We start from the raw sequence: 23,717 nt of genomic DNA, 5'->3' as shown, positions 1-23,717 counted from the left end.
AGAAGAGGCTACAGCAGGATGTTGTTGATTTTATTTATCAATGAAAATTATATCGTCTTCCCTTTCATTGCCTGGCTAACAGCCATATCCATCAATCGCTCCGCATACGGCCTGCTGATATCATTCAGCTCTTCCATCTTCTTATGGATAAGATCTTTGTCCTCCATCGTTAGCGCGAGCTGCAGTGCCTGCATGGCCTCAGCGGTCTGCACCAGTTCTTCCTGTGTAAGCTGCTGCGCATTCTTCGTCAGGAACTTTTCCGTTGTCTCCAGCAGTTGCTCACCTTCGGTCTTTGCTTCTACCAGCGCACGTTTGGCTATATCATCTTTTGCATGGGTAATACTATCCAGTAACATCTTCTCCACGTCTTCGTCCGACAAACCATACTGCGGCTTAACCTCTATCTTCTGCTCTACCCCACTACGAAGTTCCCTTGCCGTCACCACCAGTATACCATCGGCGTTTATCAGGAATGACACTTCCACTTTAGGTAAACCTGCAGGCATAGCCGGTATACCTGTCAGATTAAATTCGGCCAGCTTGCGATTGTCCTGCACCAGGTCGCGTTCGCCCTGGAACACGCTGATGCGCATACCACTCTGCCCATCTTTCGAAGTAGTGTATTGTCTTCCTGCCTTAGTAGGAATTTTTGAATTACGCGGTATCAGCACATCCATCAGTCCACCCATCGTTTCTATACCCAGGCTCAATGGTGTAATATCGAGTAGTAAGAATTCTTTGTTGTTACCAGCCAGTATATCAGCCTGTACTGCAGCGCCCAGTGCCACTACTTCATCAGGGTTTACTTCATCATGAACAGGTTTGCCAAAGAAACTGCTGACAGCTTCTTTCACTGCAGGAACACGAGTACTACCACCCACCATCACCACTGTATCAATCGCACTGATCTCTATACCCGCATCTTTTACTGCGTTACGACAACTATCTATTGTCTTGCTGATAAGCGGTGCTATCAGCTCATTGAATTCTGCCTTGGTAATCCGTAGCAGATCGCCGTTCAATTTAGCTTCAAACGTATTGTTACTGCTCAAATGTTTTTTCGCCTCTTCAGCTTTCAAACGAAGTGCCTGTGACAGCTCTTTATTGCCAGACATTTCCTCTTCACTTAATCCTGTCTGCTGCAGCCAATGCTTTACAATAGCGCGATCAAAATCATCACCGCCAAGATAAGTGTCGCCATTGGTGCTCAATACTTCAAAGATGCCATTGGTGATTTGCAGGATCGAGATGTCAAATGTACCACCACCAAGATCATATACAGCTATGGTCTTTTGCTCATCCTTATTCAATCCCAAACCGTAGGCAAGACTGGCTGCTGTAGGTTCGTTGATGATGCGCAACACGTCAAGACCTGCCAGCTTTCCCGCATCCCGTGTTGCCTGCCGCTGTGCATCGTTGAAGTAAGCCGGCACGGTGATCACAGCCTTGGTTACCGGTGTTTTCAGTATATGTTCTGCCCTTGCCTTCAGCTCTTTTAGTATAAACGACGACAGATCGATCGGCGAATAGAATTTATCGCCCACCTGCACCTTCACCAGGCTCTCAGTATCATCGTCAATAACTTTATACGTGAAGAAAGAAGCATTCTGCTTTACATCATTATAGCTCTTACCCATCAACCGCTTCGCGCTAAAAATGGTGTTCTGAGGCTCAGTTATCAAAAACTTCCTAGCTTCTTCGCCTACCGTCAAACCGCCCATCTCGTCAAAATGCACCACGCTCGGCACCAGGCTGCTACTGTTATGTTCTTTCAAAGCAATAGGTTGCTTGCTCTCCGGGTGAATGATCGCAACCAGACTATTGGTAGTTCCCAGATCTATCCCCACGATCATCTCCTCCTTCTGCAAACTTCCGGTCGCTATATTGATACCTATTTTGGCCATACTTCTTTATTTGGCTGCAAATGTAGCACAAAGCAAGCGGCGGCTATTTTTGAGATAGGGAAATGATGGAGCCGGCTGTAGTTCGCTGTTGTTTCGTCCGTTGCGTCGCACACTTGTACGGTAGTAGCTATGACCGGTCAGTAGGCGATAGTTCTTCCCGATTGTTGCGCGGCAAAAAAGCTTGCATCATCAAAGCAATAAATACCACCAGCAGCGCTCCTACTGCGTTCAGCCACAGGAAGCTTAGCTTGATAACATCGTAAGCGTTTAGCGTAAACAGTGTCACTACCAGCGCTTCTGCTATGATGGCACTCCAGAAGACGGCATTGCCACCGATCTTCTTCAGGTAAAATGCGACCAGGAAAATGCCGAGTATCACGCCATAGAACAACGAGCCAAGAATGTTTACTGCTTCTATCAGGCTGCCCATCCTGTTAGCAAACTGTGCCACTACAATACAGAAGATACCCCAGGCAAGGGTGTAGAGTTTAGAGGTACGATAATCCTTCTTATCCTGCACCGCATCTCCACCCACCACACCTTTTCTAAAGCGGTTGTGGAAGTCTATCATGGTGCACGACGCCAGCGAATTAAGCGCAGCAGCAATGGAGCCCCAGGCAGCTAAAAAGATAATGGCTATCAGCAGACCGATCAGCCCTACTGGCAGGTAGTCTACCACAAACCGCAGGAAGATATAATTGGTATCATTGGTATCGGCCAGCGGCACGGCTTGTTTAATTAAGCCTTTGTACACTGTCCGCAGCGAGTCCAGTTGCCGGTTGCCGCTTTGCAGGCTGTCTTTTATAGCTGCCTCACCCGGCTCTTTCACCGCCTGCAGGTATGTGGTACTAATTCCGGTCTGCCGTTTACTGATCTCGCTATACTGGCTGCGGATGCTTTCCAGCGTATCGCGCATGGGTGTTAGCATCGCCTTTTCCTCCACCGCCCTGTTGTGAAAAACCGGCGATGGCTTGAACTGGTAAAACGTAAATAATAATGCACCAATCAGCAGTATCAGGAACTGCATTGGCACCTTTACCAGGCCGTTCATCAATAATCCACGTTTGCTTTCTGTTGTGTCTTTCGCTGTTAGAAAACGCTGCACCTGGCTCTGGTCGGTGCCGAAGTACGACAAGGCTAAAAAAAACCCGCCTATGACACCGCTAAACATATTGTAGCGATCGCTCCAGTCAAAGCCATTTTCTGTTATACCGGTAGTGATTACATTAAGTTTACCTGAAGCACCGCTGATGTGCAAGGCCTCGCTAAAGCCAATGCCTTCAGGCAGCAGGTGCACGATCATGTAACCCGCGAGGAACATACCAATGAAGATGATGATGAGCTGCAGCTGCTGCGTGTAGGCAACAGCACGTGCACCACCACTCATAGTATAGATGATGAGCAGGCCGCCCATGAAAATATTGGTAAGAAAGATATTCCAACCCAGAAGCGACGACAGGATGATTGAAGGCGCATACACACTTATACCTGTAGAAAGCCCACGCTGCAGCAGGAAGAGAAATGAGGTTAGCGTCCGTGTCTTCAAATCGAAACGCTGTTCAAGAAACTCATATGCGGTGAAGACCTTCAGCCGGTTGAAGAGCGGAACGAAGGTGATACAAATCACCACCATCGCTATTGGTAATCCGAAGTAATACTGCACGAAACGCATCCCATCGGTGAACGCTTGTCCCGGTGCAGAAAGAAAAGTGATGGCACTCGCCTGCGTACCCATGATGCTTAGCAGCACCAGGTACCACGGCATGCTCCTGTTACTCAGGAAATAACCTTCCAGGTTTTTAGAAGTGCGGCTCTTGTACAAGCCATAGCTAATGATCCCCAGCAGTGTCAGGCAGAGTACCCACCAGTCTATTGAACTCATGAATAATGTTTAGTGAACCAGGTGAAGAAAATGATGAGCACCACCAGGAAGCCGATCACCACCGCATACCATACCTTCCAGCCAGATGTTTTTGATGCCATGCTTTATTAGTTGTTAGTTGTTAGGTGGTAGTTGGGAGGGTGAGTGGTGAGTAGTGAGTGGTGAATGGCAATAGATGACGATTGTTGACCAAACATCATCATATTCAGCATCCACATATCAGACATTATCACTTCAGACATCCGACATCATAATATCAGACACCAATCCCCCAAATCCCTCAATCTCAAAATCCTACTTCTTCCTCTTATCCATCATACCACTGGCGAGTAAACCCAGGACTACTCCTATCAGTAATCCCAATCCTACCCGCTTTAATAAAAACCCGAGTGCAAGGCCAAACAGTATTAGTATGACCATGCTGATTTTTCTTCTTTGTTGCATTACCTGCTGATGTTTTTTGTTTGCTTACCAGCAGGTACGTTATTTTTCGGTAAAGCGATCAGGTTGGCCATCAAACGATATGCTCCCGGCACTCCTGCAGGCAACTGCCTGAAGAAAACGAGCCCGGTATACACAAAATTGCCTTTACCATGTTTTGCTATCACCAGTCCTCCACCCGTATGTTTTTCATTAGGATCAGCCATTGATACAGGCGCTACATAATTCGTGTCCGAAGTTTCAGCATGGTAAATGCTGCGCTCCTGTATCCATCCTTCAAAATCATTAAGCGTTATCTTATTTGGGTAGTTCAGTACAGGGTGGTTAGGTATATCAAAACGAACAGGAGAAGCCTCATCGGTAACACGATTGCGTGTAATGGTCAGAGGGTATGGTGATATCTGTGCACGTACAGGACCTATCTGGTTGTTAGTGTTGTACTGAACAATCAGGTTTCCGCCATTCTTTACAAAAATCATCAGGTCGTTGTACTTGCTGCTCAAAAATTCATGAACATTATAGGCACGAATACCAGTTACTACAGCGTCAAATTGAACCAGGTTGGCAGCAGTGATGTCATTCTCACCCAGGCGTGTCACTTCATAACCCATCAACTCCAAAGCTTCTGCTACGCGATCGCCAGCACCGGCTATATAACCTATTTTTTTACCTGCTGTTTTAACCTCTGCGTCTATCACTTTTACCTGGTCGTGGTAGAAGTAATGGATATCAGGAATGTGATCGTAGCGGATGGCCTTATGGTTCAGGCCAAACTTCTGCTCCTTGTTTTTTACCTGCAGTACTAAAGAATGATCAAGGTTATTACCCTGGCCTGCATGATACATCTTCTGCAGCGGGTAAGAAAAAGATCCGCCGTTACCTTTTTTCAGGTCAAGTGGACGCTTTTCAAAAAGATCGGAGGCACGTCCATTATGTACAGTAAGCGAAGCAGGTACCTGTTGCGCATTTACATTGCTGGTATACGCAACGGTAATTTTGGGACTGGTAGCAGGCTTCACATTTGCCAGCACCACAGTAGGAGTAGCCGATACAACCACCTTCGGTAAAATGGTAAGAGGCTGGTACAACTCACCCTTCACCGGGTCTGTATGTTTATACTGAAGCGGCTTATCCAACACAAGGTCCACACCTTCTACGTTCACTACAAAGCGAGCTATGAAAGCAGGAACAATGTCAGGACGACCTACCAGCGTTTGATCTTTCACATCAAAATAACCGCCTTTTAAACCAGCCGCTACCCAGTATGGCTGCGACACCGGCACATCTTCATCGATCAAGATGTCCTGTAGCATCACCATGTTCTGGTTGGCCGGCAGCTGCTTGTTTATTACAGTATCTTTTACAGAACCTGTAGCCGGCACTTTATTGCCTGCCACTACAGCTGAACCTTTCAATAATGCTATACTTTTCAAGTTCGTCTTTAATCCACTCCTGTTGTTCAAGACGTAGCTAAAACGAATGGAATCGCCTTGTACTCCATACTCATGAACGGTTACTGCTTCAGCAAAAAGCCCGCTGCAAGCTTCTATCAGCTGCTCTATTTCCTGCAGCTTTTTGTTGGTCCAGTAATGCTGTGGCAACACCTTGATGGACCTGTGCAACTGCACCAAAGCGGAAACAGAAGCTTGAGGATTTGTAAATGAATAAGAATTAAGTATCTGCTGTACCTGTTGCTGGATAGCAGCACCGCCTTCTATCCTGCTCCAAGAAGTATTGATGTTATCAAACAGATCGTTCACCGGTGCTTCGCCACCTGTTGGTGTAAAATACTCCAACTGCTGTCCGCGCTGGCGCGCCACACCAAATCCCTGGCTTTTATGCTGGCTGCGGCTTTCACTGGCTATTTCGCCATAACCCTTACCCAATAAAGGATTGAAAGCTCCAACATCTACTTTAAACTGATCGTTGCTGGTGGTGTTGTTGCCGCCAAAGTTGAAAGAGTTCCAAAGTATGCGTTTTGCCTTCCATGGCTTCACACCATGAGCAAATTGATCGGTAAATTTTGCAGGATCCGCAGCAGCTTCAAAAGCTTCATTGGCCAACAAGGCCGAAGCGGTATGGTGACCATGACCTGCTCTCTCATCCCCAGGAAAACGTGTGATGATCACATCCGGCTGAAACTTCCTGATCACCCAAACCACGTCTGCCAGCACCTTTTCTTTATCCCAGATGCGCATTGCCTCATCAGCACTTTTGCTGTAACCAAAATCGTAGGCACGGGTAAAAAATTGTTCTGCACCATCTATGCGGCGTGCAGCCAGCAATTCTTGCGTACGGATAAGCCCCAGCTCAATCCCTTGTTCATTACCTATCAGATTTTGACCGCCATCGCCACGGGTAAGGCTAAGGTAGCCGGTGCGGTACATTTTTTCCCTGGCCATGAAAGCCAGCAGCCGGGTATTCTCATCATCGGGGTGTGCGGCTACATATAATACACTTCCCAGTACATTCAACTTTTTTAACTGCAGGAAAATATCTGAACTGTTGTAGGTCGCAGGCTGCTGGCTGCTTACACGCAGCGAATACATGAACAGCACGAGAAACGACAATATCCATTTTTTCATAAGTGCCACGAAGATATAGTTTGACCATCTACAACGCCTTCAACCCGCATGGTTTTATACAAATGGATGAGTTTCAGCAAAAACTTTATGAATTGTTTTTACGGTTTTAGCTGCCACCTTTGCAGTTAAAGCCAGCAGCATATCACAAACAAGATATCTGGCTTATCATTGTCTTTTTTCAATTAACAGAGGAATATGCAGGACGAGCATTATAAAAAAACATTAGAACAGGCGGTGTATGCACTGCACGATGCAGAAACACAGGTTTTTACAGCTATGGTTAATATCGGCTTTGCCGGTGTGTATGAAGATATTTCGCAGGTATACGAGCATGGAGAAACGATCAACCTGGAACTGGCCATGTTCGAGAACACTAACGATGCCAATATTGACCTGATGGTGGAGGTGATTAATAAGATCAACACCATCAAAAACAGCATCATGAACATAAACAACCTGGATATAGACCTGGAGGATTATGATGATGACAAAGATGAAAATGAGGAACAGTGATTACATCATTGTTTAATAGAAAAGGCAGGAGCACGAACTCCTGCCTTTCAATTTATATCGAGTGATTATAGCCTAATTATTCTTAACCCTTGCCCACCTTTGTACCAGCTCTGAATTACCTGCCGTACGTGTGCTAACTATGATCTCATCATTATTAACTACCGAAATCGTGCCATCGTTATAAGTAACAGTTCCATTGCATGCGCTGGCCAAACTACTGATGGTAAAACCTCCTGCTTCATTACGTTTTACACTCCGCCATATTTCATCATTTGCGCGTACACAGTAGGTATTATTTTCAATAGATTTCACTGTAGCATTTCCCACAACCGGGTACACCTGTAGCACAGTTCCTACCATTGCGTTATTATCTGTAGTAGAAGTAAGTCTCCACTGCCCGTTTAGCGAAAACACACTACCCGTAGTATTAGTAGGAAGATTTTGCAAAGTCTCGCATCCTGTTGTTACCAGGGCAAGTGTCAACAAGCCTAAAGCCGCCTGGAAAATTTTCATAGGTATTTTTTCCTACTGCTATTCTAGAATTGTGCCAAGGGAGGTGAGGCGGAGGCGGGAGGAGTTAGGCGTTAGGGAGTAGACGTTAGGCGTTGGTACGATGAGTTAGGCTGAATGCAGGATAGTTGGTAGTTGATGCTGGATGCTGGATAATTGATAGTTGATGCTGAATGGTAGATAACAGATACTGATAGCAGACACAGGATGCGAGATGCTTGATGAAGAATAGCCAGAAATAAGAATTGAGAACCAGCAACTAGAAACGAGGAACTAGAAACTAGAAACGACAAACTTCTTTTTTTCTTTTGTTCTTATAGTGCATTCCCCTACTTTTGCCGCGGCAAGTCTTATACGACCAGCTCCTATTGAATCCCCCAGGGCAGGAATGCAGCAAGGGTAGATGGTTGTAGCGGTGCGATGTAAGTAACTTGCCATTTTTTATTTACAACAACTCCTTGTTGAGTCGCAGATACATTAAAGCCTCCTTTCGGAGGCTTATCTATTTCTTTACATGCATATTACTTAATCAGTTTCCAAAGAAGCGCTGCAATGGCATAAATACAGGTAGCTATAAAAACTCCCCTTGCTGTTTTGTCTTTGTGGCTATTGATGTAAATGGTAAAAACTACTGCATTAGCTATAAGCGACATGCTTACAATGCCGGTTAGCAATGCCTTTTCCTGTAGCATCAATGTAAAGAATTCGCGCATGGAGAATGCCCTGAACTGTATGAAGTAATAAATGAGCATACCTAACACTGGGGCAAGAAAACCTAGAATGATGCCCGTGGGTAAGCTGTCCCTTTTCAGCATAAATTAGAATTTTAGAATTTTCTCCAGCTTTTCTTTCAGCTTATAATTTGTTAGATCGAACTGTACAGGAACCACACTTACATAGTTGTTATTGAGGGCCCAAACATCCGTGTCACGGCCTTTGTCGAAGTTTACAAACTCGCCTGTCAGCCAGTAGTATTTCCTTTGATGAGGATCTACACGCTCCAGGAAATCTTCTTCATATTTAGCATATGCCTGGCGACAGAACTTTAAACCTTTAAGCTTATTTACATCTACGGCTGGAAAATTCACGTTCAGGCAAAGATGCTTGTCAATGGTCTTGCGACTCAGCAATTGCTGAACAAGAATGCGTGCATATTTCTGAGCTCCGGAGAAGTCAGCATCTATGCTATAATCTAATAACGAGAAACCTATGCTTGGAATGCTTTCAATGGAAGCTTCCACAGCGGCGGACATGGTACCTGAGTAGATAACATTGATAGAATGATTGGCTCCATGATTTACCCCACTCAGGCAGATGTCTGGCTTGCGATGTAAAATTTTATCAACCGCCAGTTTCACACAGTCAACAGGTGTTCCATTACATGAATATGCTTCAATATCTCCGAAGTTATTTACACGCGACATTCTTAGTGGAGCCCCGATAGTAATAGCATGACCCATTCCACTTTGTGCTTTATCGGGTGCTATCACTACTATTTTACCCATATCCTTTACCGAATCTACCAGTGCTGCCAAACCAGGCGCAGTCACGCCATCGTCGTTCGTAATAAGGATGATCTTTTCTTCTGCCAGTACTTTAGCAGTGGGCTCAAGTGTACGTTTTGTATCTGCTTCCTTGGCTGCTTTTACCTTAGTATTTTCTTGCGATTGCTCAGGGCCTAGTCCTGGTTTCAGTTTAGTATCAGTAGCCTGTCCTTGTTGTTTTTTACCAGCTTTTTTCTTTTCAGCTTCTGTTTTGGTTGTTCCGTTATTGCTTTTCGCCATATGGTAATTATGTTGTTACAAATGTGACCATAAAAAATTCGTTCCCAAAATAAAATTGGATAGGCTAAATATTTTAGTATTTTTGAAGCTAAACAAATTAGTATCATCATGTCGCAAGCCGGTAAAAACCTGAAATACCTGCGTAAGCTTCGCGGGTGGACACAGGAAGAATTTGCTGCAAAACTTAAGATCAAGCGTTCCTTGCTAGGAGCTTATGAAGAAGAAAGAGCTGAACCTAAACTGGAAGTACTGGAGATCGTGAGTGGCATCTTTAAACTTTCATTGGATGAGCTCCTGCTAAAGGATGTAGCCAACGCCAAAGGAGGAACTTACCTTGAAAAACGCCGGCAGTTGAAAATGATGACTTCGGTAGCGGAGATACAATTTGTACCGGTAAAAGCAGCCGCAGGTTACCTGGCTGGATATGCTGATGATGATTTTATTGATGAACTAAACACTTTCACCTTACCTATGCTTGCGGCAGGACATTACCGCGCTTTCGAGATCATTGGTGACAGTATGTTGCCCACACCTAGTGGTTCGGTAATAGTGGGTGAAAAAGTAGATACAGTAGATGATGTAAGAAGTAACAATACTTACATTGTTGTATCGCGCAGCGAAGGAATAGTTTACAAGAGAGTGGCAAAAAACAACCGCACCAAAAATAAAGTGACGCTAATAAGCGACAATCCACAATACGAGCCATACAATGTTAATGCAGATGACATCCTGGAACTATGGCAGGCTCAAATGATCATTCAAAAGGCGAATGTGCAACAGCGCTGGGATGTAAACCAACTTGCATCGCTGGTTACCAACCTGCAAGACCAGGTGAGTACACTAAAGAAGAAAATGAATTAACCTGCATTTGCTGGTTTAAATAGCATTAGTTTTTGGGGGTTATTAAGTATAGCGGCAGCTTCGGCTGTCGCTTTTTGTTTTTCTTACCATTTATTAAACAGCTATAGTTTCCGCTTATCAAGAAAGGTAGGTTACCTTGCGCGGCCAACATATTTTTGAACTTAGTCCTTAAATGAATGAGATATCAAGTTGCTTGCCTGTTTGTCTTTCTCCTGGCTACCATAGTTACCGTAGGTCAGCCTGCCAAAACAATGGTTGCAACAAAAATTTCTCAGCCTCCACGCATAGATGGAAAACTGCAGGACCCTGCATGGCAACAAGCAACGCCTGTATCTGGCTTCATTGTTAATCAACCGGCATATGGTCAGCCTGCAGCTCAAAACTCAGAGATAAAACTTCTTTATGATGACGCGGCAATTTATGTTGGAGCTTTTTTACATGATGACCCTGCACTGATACGTAAACAACTTACACCTCGAGATGGCGAGCAGCGACAGGATATTGATTACTTCAGCATTTCATTTGATACATATAATGACAAGCAGAATGCTTTCCAGTTCATAGTTACAGCAGCCAACGTTCAAAGCGATATCCGGATCTCGCCTACTGGTTCCGATTACCAATGGGATGCAGTCTGGGAAAGTAAAACATCCATAACTGAAGATGGCTGGATGGTAGAAATGAAGATCCCATACATGGCTCTGCGTTTTTCACGAAAAGAAGTACAGGACTGGGGAATAAACTTTGGCCGTTTTACTCGCCGGACAAATGAAAGTGCTTATTGGAATCCTGTTAACCCTAATGTAAATGGATTTGTGAACCAAATGGGTTCTTTGGTAGGATTGGAAAACCTGCAGCCACCGGTAAGATTATCTTTTCAGCCTTATGTTTCAGCAGGATATAGTGTTATTCCAACAAGAAGAGGCAACCAGGAGACGTTCTTAAGAAATGGAGGGATGGACCTGAAGTACGGTGTGAATGAGAGTTTTACAATTGATATGACACTTGTGCCAGATTTCGGGCAGGTTCAAAGTGATAACGTAATACTCAACCTTTCTCCGTTTGAGCAACAATTCAACGAGAACCGTCCCTTTTTCACTGAAGGAACTGAGCTGTTCAACAAGGCTGGCATCTTTTACTCCAGGCGTGTTGGTGCAATGCCAGGTGGTTATCATAGGGCAAGGCGACTGGCGGCTGACAGTAGTTATCAAATTGTATCCAATCCTACCGCCACACAACTTTACAATGCCACAAAATTCTCCGGACGTAACCGCCATAAATTAGGAATCGGCGTTTTCAATGCTGTTACGGCACCTATGCATGCAGTATTGCGTAACGATAAAGGTGAAGAATTTGAAGTAGAAACAGAACCACTTGCCAATTACAACATCGTTGTTCTAGACCAGGCATTAAAAAATCGTTCAGCCATCACTTTTACAAATACAAATGTGATGCGTGCAGGCAATAGCCGCAATGCTAATGTAACAGCACTTGACATAGTGCTGTACGACAACAAAAACGATTACCGCATTGTAACGCGTGGCCGCTTTAGCCAGATTTGGGGCAATGAGAAATATAATGGCTATAAGTCGTATGTGGCTTTTGAAAAAGTAAGCGGAAGAATTACGTATAGCTTAAACAACACCTTAGAGAGTGATCGTTTTGACCCAAATGACCTTGGCATTCTACTGGCGCCTAATGAAGTAAGAACGGCGGCACATGTAGGTTATCACCAGAACACGCCGACTAAGAATTTCAACTTTTACCACATCAACCTCAACGTATACCAGCAATCACTTTACAAGCCTTTTGTATACCAGGAAAGTGGCTACAGGGCCAATGCTTTGTTTGTCTTCAAAAACTTCTGGGATGTCAATATTGTCTCTGAAGGAAAGATCGGCTGGTTCAACGACTACTTCGAATTACGCTCACCTGGCAAAGTCTTAAAGCGGGCACCATGGCAGTTTGTTGGCATATTTGGAAGCAGTGACAGCCGTAAAAAATTGTTCGGCGGCTGGGGTTTTGGCTTTGCCGAGTCGCCAATACCAAATGATGCATTCTACCTGGTGGAAGCCAGCCTGCGATACAGGTTCAATCCAAGGTTTTCATTATCAATCAATGCGAACCGTGAAGAAGACCAAGGAAATTTTGGTTGGGTAACAACCAATTCAGCCACAGGTGTGCCTGTTATAGGAAAACGACACATAACCTCGTACAACAACCTGGTAAATGCTATTTACAACTTCACGCCGCGTATGAACCTAACCATGCGTGCAAGGCATTACTGGAGCAAAGTGCACTACCTGTCTTTTCACGATGTGCAGGCCGATGGGCATTGGACAGACAGGCCTTTCATCAACAATGCTGACCGGAACTTCAACGTGTTTAACATGGACATGTTTTACACCTGGGACTTCAGGCTGGGCAGCCGCCTGATCGTAGCATGGAAAAATGCTTTAGGTCCAGACGCTGCTATCAATGGCATTGTCAATAGGAACTACAGCAAAAACCTCAACCAGGTCTTCCAGGTCCCGCACAGCAATGAGGTTACAGTTAAATTTATTTACTTCCTCGATTACCAGCAACTACGCAGGCAGAAAAAAGCTGAAGGATAGAATGATAATTTAGGATTTTACATTGCGGATTTAAGATTTGGGGGCTTGACTTATAGGCGTGAGGCGTTAGAGATTAGTTTGAGGGCGGTTGATTTAAATGATGATGCTGGATGCTGGATACTGGATTGCAAGCGTGAGGCGTTAGAGATAGTTCTTTAGTAGATGATTATATAATGATGCTGGATGGCAGGCGCGAGGCTTTACTTGTTGGTATGAAGCGAGATGACAAACAACTGATAGCAGATGCTGGATGTTTTCGCTTTTGACTTTTGACTTTTGACTTTTGACTTCAACTTCCTGCCCTTTATTCTTTCTTTTTGCTTTTTACTTTTTGCTTTACCCCTTTTTGCCTTTTGCCTTTTGACTTTTGATTTCAGACTTCCCGCCGCTGCCGCATATTTTCGTAAATTGCTGCTGCACATGGCCATAGTAAAGCAGATACATTCTTCTCCCCTTTCTGATTTGGAACTGGTAAAACTTTACCAGAAACAACATCACCAGGATATACTTGCCCAACTGTTTCTTCGCTACCACGACCTTGTATATGGCACCTGCATAAAATACTTAGCAGACCAGGAGGCAGCAAAAGATGCTACTATGAACATCTATAACGAGCTGCTGGAAAAAGTGAAGAACCACGCAATCGAAAACTTCAAAAGCTGGCTGTATGTGGTAACAAAGAACCACTGCCTGATGGTGCTTCGACAAAACAAAAAGATGATTACCGTAGAGTTTCAATCTGAATATGTGCAATCAGAAGACTTTTCGCATCTGGATTCTGTGTTAGAAAAAGAACGTCGCCTGCAAAGGCTGGAGCTATGCATGGAGCAACTAAATGCTGAGCAAAAGCATACGGTGCACCTATTTTATATGGAGGACAAGTGCTATAACGAGATCTGTGACCTAACAGGTCTGGATTGGAATAAAGTACGCAGCCTGATTCAAAACGGCAGGAGAAACCTTAAAAATTGTATGGAACAAAATGGCTGATCATTTTAACCATAACGACATCCAGCGGTACCTGCAGCAGCAGATGAATGCCAAAGAAATGCATGCTTTCGAAAAAGCTATGCTGGAAGATCCATTCCTGGCGGATGCTTTGGAAGGTTATAAAAATGCAGATGCAGGTGAGGCACAAAACCATCTCGCTTTTATAGAACATGCTGTACAGGGAGAAACCAAACAAGCAAAGGTTATTCCGTTTGCACAAAAGAAAACTCCATGGTGGCAGATAGCAGCAATGCTAATCATATTGCTTGGCGCAGGCATCATTACCTACCGCATAACCGATAATAAAGATGCACCCCAGACAGCGCAGCAAATGGCGCAGGTAAAACAAGATGAAGTTGAAGCCACTATTGACAGTATACAACCTGCAGAACCCAGCCTGGCGGTGCAACAAGCCCAACTGCCACTGAGGGAGAAAAAACCAACACCTGCTGGTTCTCCTCTTTTGGCGAACAACGAAGCTAAACATACGCCTGCTTTAGCCGCAGCCTCAGCTCCTGACAGCACACTTATGGCAGTGGCTAGCCCCGCTCCTGTTCCCTATCAAATGGATCAAAAAGCGACAGCAACGGAGGCAACAGAAATACCTATTACGTATTCTAATGCTGATAAAAAATCGGCCCCTCCCACTGGGGTAGATCAGCAATTGGCAGGGCGGGCAGCCGGTGTAGACATCCCAATGAGCCAACGCCAGGGCAGAACAGCAGCAGGTCCGTCTAATCATTTTGCAGGAACTGTGGTGGACCCGGCAGGTGATCCACTACCTTTTGCCAGTATAAGAGCGAACAACAATGCGGTTGGCACTGTTACCGATGCTAAAGGAAATTTCTCGCTTCGCTCTACAGATTCAGTTTTGAATGTTACGGTGCAATCTTTAGGATACGCTACCACCAATGCTAAACTGAAAAGCAGTGCTCCGGCTACTAAAATAGTACTGCCCGAGCAGGAAACAGCGCTTTCTGAAGTAGTGGTAACAGGAATGACTTCTAAGAAAAGAGCAATACAAAAACAAAGATCCAATGTTGCAGAGCCTTTAATTGGGTGGAACAGTTTCTACCAGTACATCAACAAACAAGTAGACAGCATAAAAACTGCAGGTGCCATGGTTGAAAATGATGTGACCATTCTTTTTAAGATAAACTCTGCCGGAAACCCTACCAATATTGAAGCAACAGGAACCAATAAAACAACCGAAAAAGTAGCAACAGAGATAATTGAAAAAGGACCACGCTGGCGATTGCTTCGCAAAAATGGCAGGGTCAGGTTGAAGATTTCTTTCAACTAATTCACCACTCATGCAAAACTCCTTTTGACCTTAGTTTTCGTTAGTGTACGTTTGTAAAAAATTGCACACGAATGAAAAGATTTCTAGTATCAGCGATTGCACTGCTAGCAGTTAGCACAGCTGTAGAGGCACAGATCAACATGCCTCAACCAAGCCCTCTTCAACACATCCGCCAAGACTTCGGAATGGGTCGTATAGAGATAACCTATAGCCGCCCATCAGTAAAAGGAAGGTCAATGTTCAAAGACAATTCAGACCTTGCTCCATTAGGCAAATTATGGCGCACTGGCGCTAATGCAGCCACCCGTATTCGTTTTACCGATAAGGTAACCATTGGCGGCACCACCATTGATACAGGTTCTTATTCAATTTTTACAATACCACAAAAGAATGAGTGGGAAGTAATATTCAATAAGAATGCAAATGCCAGCGTAAACGACTACAAGCAGTCTGAAGATGTGGTAAGAGTAAAAGCTCAGCCGAAATCACTGAAAAATACTGCTGAGAATTTTACTATCCAGGTAAACAACATCACAAACGAAACAGCTGACCTGGAGTTGATGTGGGGTAAAACAGTTGTTACTGTACCTATTAAAACAGATGTAAGAGATCGCTTACGCGGCCAGTTGGAAGCGGCACTACAATCAGATAGAAAGCCTTATTTCCCTGCTGCTAACTTTTACTACGAGTTTGATAAGAACTATGACAAAGCTTTAGAAAATGTAAATAAAGCTATTGAAGCTTCACCTAAAGCTTTCTGGATGTACATGCTAAAGGCACGTATTCAAAAAGACATGGGTGACAAAGCAGGTGCAAGAACAACAGCTCAACAAGTAGTAACACTTGCTACTGAGCAAAAGAATGATGATTATGTAAGGATGGCCAACGACCTGATGAAGAAGATCTAATCTCTTTCATTATAAAATTTGAAATGGCTCTGCATATGCGGGGCCTTTTTCTGTTATAGACCTTAAGCAGCCAGCCTTCAAAGTATTGCCGATGGCGGATGGTTGATCAACAGTTAAAATAGAGGCTTGATTAGTCCAGTCTTCGTGCTGTCGAAATATGTTACTGATGGGAAAATATCGTCTTCAGTAAATGGTTTTTTGTCAACACCCGCTGAAAACAAAAAATACCTATTGTCTACACGCTGGTAATAAAAAAGACCACGACGCTCTCCATCCTCCCGTTGCGATATGGGGTCGTGTATCTGCACCAATTTGCTTTCCTTCGTTAACTCTTGAAGACTGTCTGGATATTGTCCATTCTGTGTTTTGTAGAACTCTATGCTTTTGATAAGTTCATCCATTGCAGGTTTTGAAAAAACAGCAAAATCTTTTCGGAAAGCCTCACTGTATTCAAAGTAAAAGATAATGGATGAATAGACTACGACGGTAAAAAGGAGTGCTGCAGAACCGATAATAATAAGTTTCCTGTCTTTGTACTTGAAAACACCTAACGCAATCAGTCCAAGTCCAACAATACCTCCTATTAGGGGAATCAGCCCAAACCAACCGCGACTATACAAATGTTTACCTGATGAAGAATTTTTTCGCATAAAAAGTTAGCTATAAATTTTAGGGTGTCCAATTGCCACCAAGGCTATGCTTCTATGACTTCAGTCCTGCTCAGCTTATCATGCAGTGGCTTTTCCCATAAGGCAATGAAAAATGGATCTATGATCGTAAGGCGAAGCAGGCTGCGCAGAAGAATATGTAGAATGTTGGGGCGCTCTCCTTTGGTTGTAACCACTTTGGTAATGGTTAACCATTTCCCGGGCGTACGGGTAAAAAGACTTTCAAACAAAAAGTAATACATAAATAAGGTTCCGTAGAAGAACATATAAAACGGGAAGTACGGCTGGCCCCAATACCGAACGTAAAACACCCACCACTTGTACAGCAAATAGCTTAGAAGAAAGATCAACAGCGTGTCTACAACAAAATTCAACACCCTTGTACCAACACCGGTTTTGCGCATATTATCCATAAAAAAAGAGGCCGGAAACCCGGCCCCTCAAAGGTGGTGAAAAAAGAGGTAAGAAATGTTTCTTATCTCATCAGGTACATTTTACCATACCCGTTATTGAAGAATTTATCAGTATTTACTCTATTGCCTGAACCATCTATGGAATTGTATTTCTCTAACGATGTACCATTGTGGTTGGTAATAACCCGGTACAAGTAAATACCATTTGCCAGTTGCTGTCCATATTGGTCAGTACCATCCCACTTGTACTCAGTAATATTTCTACCTATGTTCAGAGGCCCCAATTCGTGCTTGGTTATTTCCTTCACTATTTTTCCTGTAACCGTCATGATCTGGATACGCAGGTTCTGCGGCACCTCGCTTCCGGTAAGGGTAAATACAAAAGCCGTAGACGAAGTGAATGGATTAGGATAGTTGAACATGTTTGATATCATCGGCTTATTGATCACCTGGAAACGTACCTGGTAATCAAGATTGCTGGTTGGATTACCTGCGCGATCTTTTCCTTTCACGATCAACTCGTAGAAGTCGTTTCCACTGTCCTCAATCAATGATGGATTGAATTCTATCATTGCTTCATTTTTACCTGCAGAAAGATCAGCCGGTATAAACTTCAACGTGTCGGTATTGTAAGCAAACCTTCTAACCGGGCCGTTGTTCGGATACTTCAGGTAAACAGTAACAAGTGCCGTATCGTTCAACGCCAGGAATTTAGAATCATCCTTCAACTTGACAAGAATGCTTGGTTTAGCAGAAACGATATCACCATTCAAAATGCGCACACCATCAAAAGTTACATCGAGCAGCGGGTTGAATACATCTTGCTGCACCCTGAAGTTCTTGTACAGGAAGTTGTTGAACCTGTACTGCTCAGGTTGCTCAAAATCAGGGTTAACATCAAGGTAAACAGTGTTGTTTCCTTCGTACAACGAGGTGTTGATCTCGTACCTGATCATGGCAGTATCCCCCGGCTGCAACCTTTTTAGGCGTGCATAAGGAATAACATTCGCCACATTGTTTTTATCGTACAATATCATCCGCAGCCTGATGCTATCAGCAAAAGGAGCATCACTTATATTTTTGAAAGCAATAGCAAAGTTCAGCTTCTCACCTACTTCAAAACTATCTTTCATAGCCGGCGCCAAGTTTGCAGCCAGTGCACCTTCCGGTACAGGTTCATAGAAAAGCCTCCAGTAACGCAGTTGATAAGGAGTGAGATGGCGTGAATCCTGGTTGCGCATATGCAGGCGCATGTTAGGATATTGAGTAGCCGAAACAGATGATATATCAAAGTTCTGCTGCTGCGAGTTCAACCTGAACAAAGTATCAGCCACACCAGAAGGGCGTATTCCTATTACTGAAACAACAATAGAATCACCCGCAGTAGTTTCTGCACTTGCTCCACGCCAATTTACTTGCTTCCAGCTACGAGCAGGGCCAAATACAGGGGAGGTAACAAAACCCAATGTATCCCTGGTAGGAATATCTACATTCAATGTTATCAGTTCCTGCGCTACACTAAGCCTTGAAACAGGTTGGAAAGTAGCATCGTTCTTTTTGTAAACAAAAGACCATGTGCGTGGACGGTTGAAAGAATCTAGCTCAGCAAAGCCTGCCGCTTTCAAACGATCATATAGAGTGTTGCCTACTCCATAGATTGACTGATCTGCTTTCCAAACATCTACATAAGGATTCTCATTTAACGGTCCATCTAAAATGATACGCGCAGTTACCACAGCCCCGGATGGGATCCAGTCCATGAAATCACGCATCCACCTTCTTGATGTTGTGTCCTTGAAGGAGTATTCAAAATTCCACTGGCGTCCAAACCTGTCACAATTGCCATTACCCCTAAACCCGCTGTTCATGAAGGTTCCCGACACATTGTTAGGTGTAGTTGCCGGTTGTGGTTGGTTGTAGTAAGGCTTCATGCTTACAGGATCAAATACATTGAAAATAACTGAGTGACCAACGCATGCACTTATGATATTCAGGTTACCATTTACCGAAATGCTGTAATCGTTGTTGTAGAAACCACTTATACCAGGTACTGCATTTATGATTACCATATTTGATAAGCTGTTACCATATTTCCATTGCCTGCTTGCTGAGTCTATGCTCATTCTCTGGCTTGTTGATTTCAGGTGCTGGAATAAGTGCGATTGATTATAACCTATATTAGGACCACCAACGTAAGTAAAAGATGAAGTTGTCCAGTTTGCAACACCAGCAGTAGGTACACTTGCTACTCTCCAGTAGTACACAGTACTGTCGGTAAAAGATATTCCTGGTTCAAATTCTATTAAACCACCTGCAGATGTTATTGTACGGGAAACCTTTAGTGGCGAGTTGAAAAACTCAGTGGTATCTATCTCCATCATATACGGCTGCGACGGCGCCAAAGGATTAGTAGTAGAAGCAGCCAGCTTTATGTTTGTACGGTTAACTATAGCAAAATTCACTGGGTAAACCGGGCGAAGGCCATTATCCTGTATTACAAAAGTGCGTGCATTAGAATTGTTGGTCTCGCTCATTTCATTGTAAGCATTGTCAAGGTCTACGGTAACAATGATCTTGTTTTCACCCCTGTCTCTTAATGGATCAATTGCCACTTGCAGCATCAAAGAATCTACTACGCGTATAGACCTGATCTTTCTTTGGAGCAATACTGCACTGGTTCCATCCGGATATTGATGTTTTACCTGGACCATAACCGAATCGCCGGTTGCTTTTCCAATATTGTATACAAGTGCCTTTACATCAAACTTCAGATCAGCTACAGATACAATGTTGGGTACAATACGTATCTGCGGTTCTTCCACTACAAAATCTGGTTTCTCGTGTGCATTTATTTTTATTGCAGGATCTCCATGTAAAGTGGTCTCTTCAGCGTGAAGACGTGCACCCATTACATTAGGACCATAAGGAGAAGTAAGCAAGCCATTGTTAGCTGCTACCATATTTTCTGAAACAGATTTACCATAACCCGGACCACGCAGGTGGCGGTAAAACCCAAGATTATAGTAATCCAGGTAAGAAGTAAGACCGAAGTGAGTGCTGGCAATAAAACCAATAGCGCCTCTTTCTTTGGCCAAAGTGAAACGCTCAGTAAGTGTGCTTAATACTACAAAACGTGCGGTATCAAACGAGAACATATTACCTGCATTACAACCATTAACAATGAACATTGGGTACTTACCCTGGTTGTTGTACGAATATGGATCTTCAAGGTTGTAATCTAAGGCGGTGGCTGAGGAGTGGCCGAAATAGTTGAGCAGGCTTATACCAGATGAGAACATTTGCTGCATCAGCTGGTTCACAATAGGAGTTACCGGGCCGGTAGTGGTCTTACTAAAAGTAACCACGTTGGCTCCAAACAAAGTATCCTTGATGATGTTTTCGTAGCTGCGCAAATAAGCACCTAACAGGTTACTGATGTTAGGATCGTTTCCACCTTCCACATGTACCACATTCTTCATCCATGCTTTTGCCTCTATTGTTTGTGCAGGGTTTCGTTGTGCCTCTTCGTATTGCTTTATCTTTTCTAAATAATCCGCAACTTCTTTTGGAGAAACCACGCTTAAACGTCCAATTCCTGTACGCATTACGGGGTCAAGATTGTCTGAACCAAGCATCACATCTGAAGCCGGGTAACCCCACGTTGGAACAATATTCAATCTATCTGCATGTGGGCTCGCCTGGTGCATACGGTACTCGTTGTAAGAAACGCCTTTACCAATCAAGAAAGCATATTTAGGCGCAACAGCAAATGTGGCCCTGGCAAAACGTAAAAAGTTCTTTACGCTCAGCGGGTTCTTCTTTATGCCATAACCAAACTGGTCAACAAGCTGATCGATATTGGCTATGCGTGCAGTGAAGCCTCCACCAACAGAAGAATTGCGATAAGCCCTGTAAGCCTCTACCTGGTCTGCACCCTGGAAAGACTGCTGTAAAAGCGGGTGAGAGATGATTAGATAATCGCCCTGGTTGGCGGCAACACGGTAATCTACAAACGTGCGGGTAAGTAAATTTTGAACCTGGACAATTTCGTTGGGATGCTGAGATACCAGCACCAGGTTAGCAGCTACCGATGAAGGTTGAAGCACCACCTTTACCACGCCAGGCGTAGAAACATCTGCTACATAACGGCGATTATTGGTAAGGTCGTACAAAACAGGCGCTACACCATCGGTCCTAAAATTCTGAATTTCCAGGTATTGGCCACTGGCAGTTGCCGGCATTGTAAAAGTGAAAGAAGACTGGTTGTTGAAGTTGAATTGGCGGGGATATCTCAACTCAATAAAACTGCACACGATCCTGTCGTGCTGCTGGGTAGATAAGTTTACAAGTCGTACCGATGCAGTGTTGCCTGAAAGGGTGACGTTATTGCGTTGATTTATACCTGCACCAAAAGTAGAGAGGCTACTATCAACAACCGCTACATTATTTATTTCAAAACGATATTGCCTGTTATTGGGTGCAGACCCAGCTACCGCAGCTCTAAAGCTGGCAGCAGGCCCATCATTAGACAAAAACAAGTTATCGAAAGTATGAGACAGCGGGTTAGCAGGGTGCGTATCCCATGAGCTCCACATTTCCCCCTGGTCATAAGCACTGGAGTATACATACTCGCTGCCTGCAGGAAGTGCCATACCACGATGTATCTGTTGCATAAAATCGTGGCGGGCAGTATGCATAAAAAATGGCTGCGCCGGAAGTGTATTGCCAGTTACATTATTGGCGGTAGCAGCAAAACGAGAATTTCCACCACCAGCAGGATTAACCGTTAGAAAATAAGCAGCAGTATCTGTTAGCAGGCTCTTCTTATCGTTCAGGTTAAAGTTTGGGTTGCGGTAAAGGTCGGTATTGGTGGTGCCGTCGTTCATTTCACCCCAAAATTCTATAAAGCCACCTGTGCCCAATGGTCCTGTAGCACTACTGGTAAATATGGGAACCTGCTTACCATTGCGCCAAAGCTGGAAATGCTCAGCGGGATGGCCAGCAAGGTCAAGAGAACCTAGTAGGGTGCCAGGAATACGGTATAAACCGTTACTCCCAACCTTGAAGCGATAATAAGTTTTTGAGTAATCGATCCACTCATTGTAATACGATTGAGCAAAAGTGACAGCACTCACAAGCAGCAGCACAACAAAAACAGCAATTCTTTTCATACGTATTTAATCAGTTTTCTACCGGTCAAGGGTTAATCATTCTTTTTCGTCAGGTCTACCCTTAACGAAAAGATGTGGGTGTATAATGGATTAGACTGGTTAGCCAGGTTGGTAAATGCATAATCAATCATCACGTTCTTTATCCTGAAACCAGCACCAACACTCGGCTGGTAAATCCAAACTTTCTTTTGATTAAGTGTATCGCGATCGGCCAGCGCTCTTTGAAAATTAGAGATACCTGCACGAAGGAAAATGTTGTTTTGGTACGAAGCTTCAATACCTGCGCGTGGATCAATGTTCACCGCATTACTGCTTACAACTGTATTCCTTCTGCCATCAAAAGTTACATCAAGATTTGCTTCAGCGGTAAGTGCAAATTTTTCATTGATATCGAATGTGCGGGCACCACCAAGTATCAGCCTGGGTGCAGTAAGCTCTGTAGATTTTACTGGGATATCATTGTTTGTCAGATAAAGCACTTCTTTTTCACGCTCCGAAAAGCTGAAGGACCACGCATTGAAGGTGGTACTTACATCGCGGGCTGCCAAGCCCAGCTTCCATTTATTGATGCGGTATTGAACGCCGGCATCCAGGCCAAAGCCCCACGCTTTTGCAAAGCTTCCTACCTTTCGGTGAATGATCTTTACGTTTCCGCCAAAGCTTAGTTTCTCGTTTTCTTCATCCTTTACACGCTGTGCATACGAAAGAATGAATGCATAATCAGCAGAAGAGAACGTGCGTATGTTGTTGTAATTAACTGAACCATCGGGCTCTACAAGAAATAAGGTGTTTGGGATATCATCTACTGCAAATCGCAAAACCGACAATCCCACCACGCGTTTATCACCATGAAGTGGTAAGGCAATACTCGCATAATCGTATTTGCCTATACCGGCAAAATATTCGGCATGCATAGCCTGGATAGAAGGCGCTTGTCGTATGCCGGTAAGGCCCGCAGGATTCCAATAACCGGCAGTTCCATCCTCTACGCTGGCCACCTGCGCTCCGCCCATGGCTAAACCTCTTGCTCCTGCTCCAATGTTTAGAAACTCGTTAGAATATTTTCGAAACTGTGCATCCGCATTTCCACAGGCTATCAGAAACAGCACACATGCAGACAGTACTTTAAACTTCATGAATATTATTTGGGATAACCGAAAAGATGGGTA

General features: G+C 44.1%; 18 protein-coding genes and 1 other RNA gene. 7 read left to right on the top strand and 12 right to left on the bottom strand.

Features of this window, described 5'->3' with window-relative positions; translation table 11 throughout:
- Positions 1 to 47 precede the first annotated feature (47 nt).
- The 5 genes from hscA to J4N22_RS05905 form a co-directional block, all read right to left on the bottom strand.
- Positions 48 to 1,904 carry a Fe-S protein assembly chaperone HscA gene (gene hscA / locus J4N22_RS05915; protein WP_207492776.1) on the bottom strand — a complete coding sequence of 619 codons (1,857 nt, stop codon included), beginning with the start codon at positions 1,902 to 1,904 and terminating at the stop codon, positions 48 to 50.
- A 127-nt stretch (positions 1,905 to 2,031) separates the two neighbouring features.
- Positions 2,032 to 3,786, bottom strand: coding sequence for a sodium:solute symporter family protein (locus J4N22_RS05910; protein WP_207492775.1), 1,755 nt, complete (start codon positions 3,784 to 3,786; stop codon positions 2,032 to 2,034).
- Positions 3,787 to 3,893: 107 nt separating this feature from the next.
- Positions 3,894 to 4,028 carry a hypothetical protein gene (locus J4N22_RS20080; RefSeq protein ID WP_255551662.1) on the bottom strand — a complete coding sequence of 45 codons (135 nt, stop codon included), beginning with the start codon at positions 4,026 to 4,028 and terminating at the stop codon, positions 3,894 to 3,896.
- Positions 4,029 to 4,080: 52 nt separating this feature from the next.
- On the bottom strand, positions 4,081 to 4,206 hold the full coding sequence (locus tag J4N22_RS20075; RefSeq protein ID WP_255551661.1) for a hypothetical protein: 126 nt from the start codon (positions 4,204 to 4,206) through the stop codon (positions 4,081 to 4,083).
- 23 nt (positions 4,207 to 4,229) lie between these two features.
- Entirely contained in the window at positions 4,230 to 6,812 is a 2,583-nt protein-coding gene (locus J4N22_RS05905; protein ID WP_207492774.1) for a PIG-L family deacetylase, read from the bottom strand.
- A gap of 195 nt (positions 6,813 to 7,007) precedes the next feature.
- Here J4N22_RS05905 and J4N22_RS05900 point away from each other — a divergent pair, with 195 nt between their 5' ends.
- Positions 7,008 to 7,325: a hypothetical protein gene (locus tag J4N22_RS05900; RefSeq protein WP_207492773.1), complete on the top strand. Its 318-nt coding sequence runs from the start codon at positions 7,008 to 7,010 to the stop codon at positions 7,323 to 7,325.
- 72 nt (positions 7,326 to 7,397) lie between these two features.
- Here J4N22_RS05900 and J4N22_RS05895 read toward each other — a convergent pair whose 3' ends face one another.
- On the bottom strand, positions 7,398 to 7,838 hold the full coding sequence (locus J4N22_RS05895; protein ID WP_207492772.1) for a hypothetical protein: 441 nt from the start codon (positions 7,836 to 7,838) through the stop codon (positions 7,398 to 7,400).
- Positions 7,839 to 8,176: 338 nt separating this feature from the next.
- Between J4N22_RS05895 and ffs the strand changes: the two genes are divergently transcribed.
- Positions 8,177 to 8,275: signal recognition particle sRNA small type (gene ffs, locus J4N22_RS05890), an RNA gene on the top strand.
- A gap of 81 nt (positions 8,276 to 8,356) precedes the next feature.
- On the opposite strand, the gene J4N22_RS05885 is transcribed toward ffs, so the two are convergent.
- Together J4N22_RS05885 and surE are read right to left on the bottom strand one after the other, a co-directional pair.
- On the bottom strand, positions 8,357 to 8,650 hold the full coding sequence (locus J4N22_RS05885; protein ID WP_207492771.1) for a hypothetical protein: 294 nt from the start codon (positions 8,648 to 8,650) through the stop codon (positions 8,357 to 8,359).
- 3 nt (positions 8,651 to 8,653) lie between these two features.
- Positions 8,654 to 9,619, bottom strand: a complete 966-nt coding sequence (gene surE / locus J4N22_RS05880; RefSeq protein WP_242692068.1) for a 5'/3'-nucleotidase SurE — start codon at positions 9,617 to 9,619, stop codon at positions 8,654 to 8,656.
- A 108-nt stretch (positions 9,620 to 9,727) separates the two neighbouring features.
- Between surE and J4N22_RS05875 the strand changes: the two genes are divergently transcribed.
- From J4N22_RS05875 to J4N22_RS05855, 5 genes are all read left to right on the top strand, one after another.
- A complete protein-coding gene (locus J4N22_RS05875; protein WP_207492770.1) occupies positions 9,728 to 10,480 on the top strand; it encodes an XRE family transcriptional regulator in 753 nt (250 codons plus the stop codon).
- A 176-nt stretch (positions 10,481 to 10,656) separates the two neighbouring features.
- Positions 10,657 to 13,095 (top strand): DUF5916 domain-containing protein, encoded by a 2,439-nt coding sequence (locus tag J4N22_RS05870; RefSeq protein ID WP_207492769.1) that lies wholly within the window; start codon positions 10,657 to 10,659, stop codon positions 13,093 to 13,095.
- A 420-nt stretch (positions 13,096 to 13,515) separates the two neighbouring features.
- A complete protein-coding gene (locus J4N22_RS05865) occupies positions 13,516 to 14,085 on the top strand; it encodes an RNA polymerase sigma factor (protein WP_207492768.1) in 570 nt (189 codons plus the stop codon).
- Positions 14,078 to 15,388 carry a carboxypeptidase-like regulatory domain-containing protein gene (locus J4N22_RS05860; protein WP_207492767.1) on the top strand — a complete coding sequence of 437 codons (1,311 nt, stop codon included), beginning with the start codon at positions 14,078 to 14,080 and terminating at the stop codon, positions 15,386 to 15,388. Before J4N22_RS05865 ends, J4N22_RS05860 begins: the two co-directional genes overlap by 8 nt.
- 71 nt (positions 15,389 to 15,459) lie before the next feature.
- Positions 15,460 to 16,296, top strand: a complete 837-nt coding sequence (locus J4N22_RS05855; protein WP_207492766.1) for a DUF2911 domain-containing protein — start codon at positions 15,460 to 15,462, stop codon at positions 16,294 to 16,296.
- Between the two features lie 113 nt (positions 16,297 to 16,409).
- Here J4N22_RS05855 and J4N22_RS05850 read toward each other — a convergent pair whose 3' ends face one another.
- The 4 genes from J4N22_RS05850 to J4N22_RS05835 all read right to left on the bottom strand — a co-directional run bounded on the left by J4N22_RS05850 (position 16,410) and on the right by J4N22_RS05835 (position 23,684).
- Positions 16,410 to 16,946: a hypothetical protein gene (locus J4N22_RS05850; RefSeq protein ID WP_207492765.1), complete on the bottom strand. Its 537-nt coding sequence runs from the start codon at positions 16,944 to 16,946 to the stop codon at positions 16,410 to 16,412.
- 44 nt (positions 16,947 to 16,990) lie between these two features.
- Complete coding sequence (locus J4N22_RS05845; protein WP_207492764.1) at positions 16,991 to 17,368, bottom strand: RDD family protein; 378 nt, start codon at positions 17,366 to 17,368, stop codon at positions 16,991 to 16,993.
- 71 nt (positions 17,369 to 17,439) lie between these two features.
- Positions 17,440 to 22,548 carry a putative type IX secretion system sortase PorU2 gene (porU2, locus tag J4N22_RS05840; RefSeq protein WP_207492763.1) on the bottom strand — a complete coding sequence of 1,703 codons (5,109 nt, stop codon included), beginning with the start codon at positions 22,546 to 22,548 and terminating at the stop codon, positions 17,440 to 17,442.
- Positions 22,549 to 22,580: 32 nt separating this feature from the next.
- On the bottom strand, positions 22,581 to 23,684 hold the full coding sequence (locus tag J4N22_RS05835; RefSeq protein WP_207492762.1) for a putative type IX sorting system protein PorV2: 1,104 nt from the start codon (positions 23,682 to 23,684) through the stop codon (positions 22,581 to 22,583).
- Positions 23,685 to 23,717: the final 33 nt, after the last annotated feature.

Origin of the sequence: Aridibaculum aurantiacum (assembly GCF_017355875.1) — a bacterium.
GTDB lineage: Bacteria > Bacteroidota > Bacteroidia > Chitinophagales > Chitinophagaceae > Segetibacter > Segetibacter aurantiacus.
This window is presented reverse-complemented; position numbering and strand designations above follow the sequence as displayed.